The sequence below is a fragment of the Acetomicrobium mobile genome, from assembly GCF_937920065.1.
Map to the genome: position 1 here is coordinate 1 of NZ_CALETC010000293.1, position 2810 is coordinate 2810.

The 2810-nt window shown below is 47.9% G+C and carries 3 protein-coding genes; all 3 read left to right on the forward strand.

Translation table 11 applies throughout. The annotated features are described in order from the left end of the window. On the forward strand, positions 1-773 hold a 773-nt coding region (gene glyA / locus Q7P41_RS10720), incomplete at its 5' end, for a serine hydroxymethyltransferase (protein ID WP_303884159.1). Between the two features lie 16 nt (positions 774-789). Then, complete coding sequence (locus Q7P41_RS10725) at positions 790-1986, forward strand: M20 family metallopeptidase (RefSeq protein ID WP_303884161.1); 1197 nt, start codon at positions 790-792, stop codon at positions 1984-1986. Between the two features lie 34 nt (positions 1987-2020). After that, the coding region (locus Q7P41_RS10730) for a DUF3100 domain-containing protein (RefSeq protein ID WP_303884162.1) at positions 2021-2810 on the forward strand (790 nt) is incomplete at its 3' end.

Genomic DNA, 2810 nt, shown 5'->3' on the forward strand with positions numbered 1-2810 from the left:
TAATAATCGCAGGAGCAAGCGCCTACTCCAGGATCATAGACTTCAAGCGCTTCTTTGAGATCGCAAAAAAGGTTGGAGCTTACCTCATGGTGGACATGGCCCACATAGCTGGGCTTGTTGCCGGCGGAGTCCATCCTTCCCCAATTCCTTACGCCGATTTCGTCACATTTACCACTACTAAGACGCTGCGTGGAGCACGCGGCGGAAACATACTGTGTAAAAAGGAATTTGCTCAAAGCATAGATAAGGCCATCTTCCCGGGGATCCAGGGAGGACCCATCCCTCAGATAATCGCTGCCAAGGCACTGACGTTTAAGCTGGCCATGACGGAAGAGTTCAAGGCTTACGGTGCCCAGGTCGTAAAAAACGCCAGGGTCATGGCAGATATATTAAAGAATAACGGATTTGATATAGTCTCAGGGGGCACGGACAACCACCTCATGCTTGTAGACCTCAGGAGCAAGAAGATGACGGGTGCTCAGGCTGAAAAAAAGCTCGAAGAGGTAGGCATAACAGTCAACAAAAACATGATACCTTACGATCCCGAAAAGCCGACGGTCACCAGCGGAATCCGCATAGGGCTTGCTGCCGTCACCAGCAGGGGTTTTGACGAATGCGACACCAAAGAGGTGGCAGAACTTGTCGTGAGGGTGCTTGAAAACGAGGACGAATCGAATATCCACGGCTTTAAACGAGAGGTGCGTGATATATGCCTGAGACATCCCCTTTACATGACCAAGGCTGAGCTTGCCTTGCGGGCAGGCAAAGAGTAACCAAGGAGGAATTGGCATGTATTCAGATGAAGTGATGAAACTTAGCAAGTCCATGTCGGAGGAACTAAGGGCTTTACGAAGGGATTTCCATCAATTTCCCGAGCTTAGCTTTAAGGAGTTCGAGACTGCGAGGAAGATCGCCATTTATATGAAGGAATTGGGCTATGAAGTAAAAGAAAATGTGGGCAAAACAGGTGTGGTCGCCTTACTGAAAGGGGCAAAAGAAAACCCAACCGTCGCGCTTAGGGCGGACATGGATGCGCTGCCTGTAAAGGAGATGACCGGCCTTTCTTATGCCTCTAAAAACGATGGAGTGATGCACGCTTGCGGCCATGATATACACGTCACTTGCGCCTTAGGAGCTGCAAAAATTTTAGCTTCTCATAAAGATGAACTTCAAGGAAGCGTCAAATTTATCTTTCAGCCGGCAGAGGAGATAAACGCAGGGGCAAAGGCCATGATCGATGATGGCGTGCTCGAAAACCCCAATGTTTCCATGATCTTTGGTTTGCACAACAATCCCGAGATACCGGTAGGCAAAGTAGGATTAAAGGAGGGCCCTTTAATGGCAGCTGTGGACTCCACCTTTATAACCGTTATAGGGCAGGGAGGACACGCTGCCTATCCCCATAGGGTAATTGATCCTATAGTATGTGCTTCTTCTATAGTTATGAACCTGCAAACTATCGTAAGCAGAAACGTCGATCCCCAAAAGGCTGCTGTCATTAGCTTTGGAAGTATCAACGGAGGTATCGCCAACAACGTCATACCGGATGAGGTGAAGCTTACCGGTACAGTGCGTACCTTTGATGAGGGCCTTCGCGATTCCATTGAAGGCTGGATGAAAAGAACCGTTGAAAATACTGCCTCAAGCTTAGGGTGTAAGGTCGAATTTAACTATCGCAGAGATCTTCCTCCCGTCGTAAATCATCCGGAGGCAACGAAGATAGCTTTGTGGGCAGCTCAAAAAGTATTCGGCGAAGACGGCATCATCCTGCCAACTCCTTCGATGGGAGGAGAGGATTTTGCATTATATCAAAAAAAGGTCCCCGGGTGTTATTTCTGGCTTGGCGTGGGTAACCCCGATATCGATGCCGTACATCCATGGCACAGCCCGTACTTTAAGGCCGATGAAGAGGCCTTCCCGCTTGGAGCAGCACTTTTAGCTTTATCTGCTTTAATTGCCTGTAACAAATTCATACAGGCAACTTAAAGGCACGATCAATTTAAGACAGGGGGATAGGTGTATGATTGAGGCGATCAAAAATTGGAAGCTCCATGTATTGGTTTTAATTCTTGTGATCGTAGCCGAGTGGATCGGCGCTTTTTCGTTTCCCATAGGCCCGGGCAAAGTGGTCCTGCTGCCAATGCTTTATGCGCTCATCATGGGAATCTTTTCAGGACCCAAGTTTCTTAAGCTTGCTAATCATAAGGACATGATTGATGCCGGCAGTCTAATTGGGGTTACTTTGATGCTCTTGATGGCAAAGTACGGAACAACTGTTGGGCCAAACATTCCAATGATATTAAGGACAAGTCCAGCCTTGATATTGCAGGAATTTGGCAATCTAGGCACGGTCATCATTGGTGTGCCCGTGGCGGTGTACTTGGGACTTAGACGAGAAACCATAGGGGTAGCCCATTCTATTGCAAGAGAACCTAATGTTGCTTTAATTGGAGATGTGTATGGACTGGATACACCTGAGGGAAGAGGTGTCATGGGAGTTTACATCTGCGGAACGGTCTTTGGTACTATTTTCTTTGGTTTAATGGCGACATTTACGGCAGCGTTTGGAATCTTTCATCCCCTCGCTTTAGCCATGGCCTCCGGAGTGGGAAGTGCCAGCATGATGACTGCCTCCGTTGGTGCTTTGAGCGCTATGTTTCCTGAAATAGCCGATAAAATTCAGGCCCTGGGAGCGGCAAGCAACATGTTAAGCGGTCTAGACGGGGTTTATATGTCCCTCTGGATAGCCTTGCCAATGACGGAATGGCTGTATAGAAAGTTCTATAAAATTAAATATGGCACTTATCCAA

What these genes read in the sequence shown, in the direction of transcription:
- Q7P41_RS10725 (WP_303884161.1), top strand. Translation starts at nt 790, where the DNA reads ATGTATTCAGATGAAGTGATGAAACTTAGCAAGTCCATGTCGGAGGAA.